Annotated in this window: 5 protein-coding genes and 1 pseudogene; 2 read left to right on the top strand and 4 right to left on the bottom strand. The window is 45.7% G+C overall.

The features are described from left to right. A pseudogene (locus tag AACZ40_RS28740) lies at positions 1-206 on the bottom strand (transposase); the annotation flags it as partial. Beyond that, positions 160-474 (bottom strand): DUF5131 family protein, encoded by a 315-nt coding sequence (locus tag AACZ40_RS28735; protein ID WP_291166861.1) that lies wholly within the window; start codon positions 472-474, stop codon positions 160-162. The pseudogene AACZ40_RS28740 and the gene AACZ40_RS28735, both read right to left, overlap by 47 nt. A 403-nt stretch (positions 475-877) precedes the next feature. Here AACZ40_RS28735 and AACZ40_RS28730 point away from each other — a divergent pair, with 403 nt between their 5' ends. Next, positions 878-1,297: a hypothetical protein gene (locus AACZ40_RS28730; protein WP_291166775.1), complete on the top strand. Its 420-nt coding sequence runs from the start codon at positions 878-880 to the stop codon at positions 1,295-1,297. After that, on the top strand, positions 1,294-1,821 hold the full coding sequence (locus AACZ40_RS28725; protein ID WP_291166773.1) for a hypothetical protein: 528 nt from the start codon (positions 1,294-1,296) through the stop codon (positions 1,819-1,821). Before AACZ40_RS28730 ends, AACZ40_RS28725 begins: the two co-directional genes overlap by 4 nt. A 267-nt stretch (positions 1,822-2,088) precedes the next feature. Here AACZ40_RS28725 and AACZ40_RS28720 read toward each other — a convergent pair whose 3' ends face one another. Both AACZ40_RS28720 and AACZ40_RS28715 read right to left on the bottom strand, forming a co-directional pair. Continuing rightward, positions 2,089-2,343: a DUF6717 family protein gene (locus tag AACZ40_RS28720; protein WP_339677072.1), complete on the bottom strand. Its 255-nt coding sequence runs from the start codon at positions 2,341-2,343 to the stop codon at positions 2,089-2,091. A gap of 339 nt (positions 2,344-2,682) precedes the next feature. Beyond that, the gene (locus tag AACZ40_RS28715) at positions 2,683-3,204 is read right to left on the bottom strand and encodes a hypothetical protein (protein ID WP_291166769.1); all 522 of its coding nucleotides are present in this window, start codon (positions 3,202-3,204) and stop codon (positions 2,683-2,685) included. Positions 3,205-3,243: the final 39 nt, after the last annotated feature.

Raw genomic sequence — 3,243 nt, 5'->3', positions numbered from 1 at the left:
GTCGTTTATTCTCGTCTTCCAGTTGTTTGAGACGCTTGGCTTCTTCCGATTTCATACCGCCATACTGATTCCGCCAGCGCAGATAAGTGGATTGACTGACCTCCAAGGTCTGTAGCACGGAAGCGCAGGTCTTTACCGGCATTCAGCATCGCATCCGCATCACGCAGCTTGCGGACAATTTGCTCGGGGTCCCCACAGCCAGCCAAACCGTTTCGTCAGCACCTGGAATGTATGCCAGTTTACTGACACCATGACTTTAAAGGCCTGCACAATGAAATCGTCCGGAACGTCTTCATGAAACAGATCACTCATTGAACAGACAAAGATTTTTCGAGAGCGTACCCAGCGCAGAGGCTCAGTCAGTTTTTCCGGTATCAGCTTCAGATCGAATCCCTGCTCGAAGGGATGTCCAGGCACGCCCCGCCACCGTTCAGCAAATCGCATTGCATAACAGTTTTTGGAACCGGCTGTGATGGGCGTACAATAACCTAAACCCAGCGCCCACTATTTCTGGGGAACTTCATGACATTCACACTTAAACTCAGTGAATAAAGCCTCCAGAAAATATAAACACATACAAAGCAATGGCTTATAAACTCTTTAAAACAGGTATTGCGTGATCATATCAATACCTGTATTCTTCTGCCCTCTCATCTCTCTACTCCTCATTATCTCCACTTTGATTACGGCAACTCTCATGAATGTCCGTACGCCTACATTGTATTTTTCGGCGATCTGCCTGCTTGCAGGGTGCGCCCATTATCCGTGTAAGCTTGGATACTATCCACAATATCCGTGTTCATACGAAATAGGCCCAAGAGTTCCTTGTTCAGACACTCGAAACAGTTTTCCAACTAACGCAATTGAAGTGCGTGAAATGTCTAGACGGATAGAAGTGATCCCGGGTAATACTCAATCAGCATTGGTTGAGTTCGGCAACATTCATCCTAATCCCACTGGTGTCAATGCAGTGAAGCTCGCTAGTGCAATCGAGGATTCTTTGGTTGACCACCTCGGGTACTCGGTAGACAACAAGAGCACGCGTATTATTGATGATGTGGTTACACTCTATACGATTCCTAGGGAAAACAGAGAGTTCATTGACAGCGAAATGATTGTTGCCACAGTAAAGTCTGATACAAAGAAGGTAAAAATTGATGCAAAATGTATAAGGTACCTTAGGACTGATTACGGTCCTTCACAAGTTACACCACCAGATCAACTCACCAAAGATTTTCTGACTAAATTAAAATTGGCACTTAACAAACACGCTCATCTAATGAGAGAGTATCGATGAATAGATCTCAAAGAAAGCCTAGTGGAAGTTACATTGTTTCCTCTGAAAAATATCGCTGGTACATAATTGGGACTATCGCAATTTTTTTAATTTTAAGCGGATTACTTATTATATTTGGTAAATGGGTTCACCATTATTTTGAACAAGTAGGTGTAGAGTCCAATAGCGAATATCAATCTGCCTTTCTTTCTTACATCGGGACCTATTTACCAATCATGACGTTGATTGTCCGATGGATGGATTTTGAAAATTGGAACGAGTTAAGAAAGGAAAAAACCCATCGTTGGCAGGGATGGGTTTCGATGATCATCGTGACATTATTAGCTATTGGCTCTCTTAGCTGGTTGATCTCTATTATTGCACTGTCTGATTATCGTGTGATAAAGGAAGGGACGACTGAACCTGCAGTTGATCCCGATCTCTTGCTTTCAATGCGATTATACACGTACTTCACTTATCAAGCACTAGGCTGGTCATTGTTGTATTTCTTCGGGCTTTTTAAACAAGAGCCTCAGAAATCTTAGCCACCTCTGTTGCCAAATTAAAAGAAAAGTCCTGCCTCACACGAACGCGACAGGGTTAATAAACTTCTGTGCATATCACAAAATCGAATAGATCCCGAATAGAACTCGGGCCATTCAATGCTTTAGGAAAGCATTGCTCTATCCAACTGAGCTACGGGGGTTGGAGGTGAGTCCTAATATAGTAGGGGTTCAGGGCTTTCGTCAAACGTCTGTTCTGCCGGAATTGAGAGTGACACCAAAAAGGGAGGCGGGGCTCGCTGTTCCTGCTTATTTCAGGAGTTCGGCTTTGACATACAGCTCTTTGGGGGCAGTCTTGTAATACTTGAACATTGCCGGACAGATCCAGCCTTCCATCTCGGAATCGGAGAAGCGGTAGTAGTTGCCGTCCCCCTCGCCACGGAGCCAGACCAGCTTTTTTTGATACTGGGGGAACGGCTTTGCGGAAAACAGCAGTCGGAAACCTGCGTCAGCATCGGGTATGTCTTTGACGATTACATCGATCATTTCCGGGACACCGGCCACGAACGGTTCCGGAAGGCAATTACGTCGGCTGCTCTGTTACCCGCTGTAGTCGAGAGTACATCCGCCAGATACTGGAAGAAACCGTCATTAGTCTGAGCGACCATGAAATCAATGAACTCGTTCAGGTCCTGCTAATGAAAGAGGACTGATACTGTAAAGAGTGTTCAATTTATTTTGTGTCAATTCTGGTGCTCGACATTTCATGGGATCAAAGACCATACAGTCTGCTTAGGTTTCGTCGATGACTCACTCGGTGCTCATGCTTTCTCGGGTAGAGCACTGTTGAAAATCTCACTGATCACAGTCAAGTACCGTTCGGCGGTAATAAAAGTGATAATTCTATGCCGTTTCCTGTCGCGGCCTGAAAATCCTGAGATCGGGCTGACGGTATTCGTTCGGCAGCAGTTTCTTGATCTGGCAGTACTGCTTGATCGCTGATGTATACCTGCGTTGGGCGGATTCAAGACGTTTTATCATCAAAGTACTCTGGCATGCTGTTCTGTTAGTGGCATCAGCGTCGATACTCATCAGGTAATGCATTTCCAGCCAGGTGGCTCGAATCACATCTGCGAGCATTTGACCAAAGATATGATCAGAGTCGCCTAGAATCTCCTGTTTGATCGCATCCAGTTTTTTCTGAAGTGATTCCTGGATCAGGGAGTCGCCGTTCGCAATCAGTGTGATCCACGCCTTCTCAGCGATCTTGGCAACGTCTCCTACTTCATCCCAGATCTGAGGTTGCTGATCGAGAAACTTCCGTAACACCCTGAGGGCATTCTGATCCCCCGCATTTGCTTTCTTGATGACCGATTCCAGGGCCTTCTTCTTAAGTATATCGGGGGATGTTGTTGATTCAGTCATACTGCTCTCCGCCTCCTCCATTCATGTCCTTTGTGGAGG

The sequence above is a fragment of the uncultured Gimesia sp. genome, assembly GCF_963972345.1.
Lineage (GTDB): Bacteria > Planctomycetota > Planctomycetia > Planctomycetales > Planctomycetaceae > Gimesia.
This window is presented reverse-complemented; position numbering and strand designations above follow the sequence as displayed.

Excerpts from the sequence above, each read along its gene's own strand:
- AACZ40_RS28730 (WP_291166775.1), top strand. The coding sequence starts at position 878 with ATGTCTAGACGGATAGAAGTGATCCCGGGTAATACTCAATCAGCATTG.
- AACZ40_RS28725 (WP_291166773.1), top strand. The coding sequence starts at position 1,294 with ATGAATAGATCTCAAAGAAAGCCTAGTGGAAGTTACATTGTTTCCTCT.
- AACZ40_RS28715 (WP_291166769.1), bottom strand. The coding sequence starts at position 3,204 with ATGACTGAATCAACAACATCCCCCGATATACTTAAGAAGAAGGCCCTG.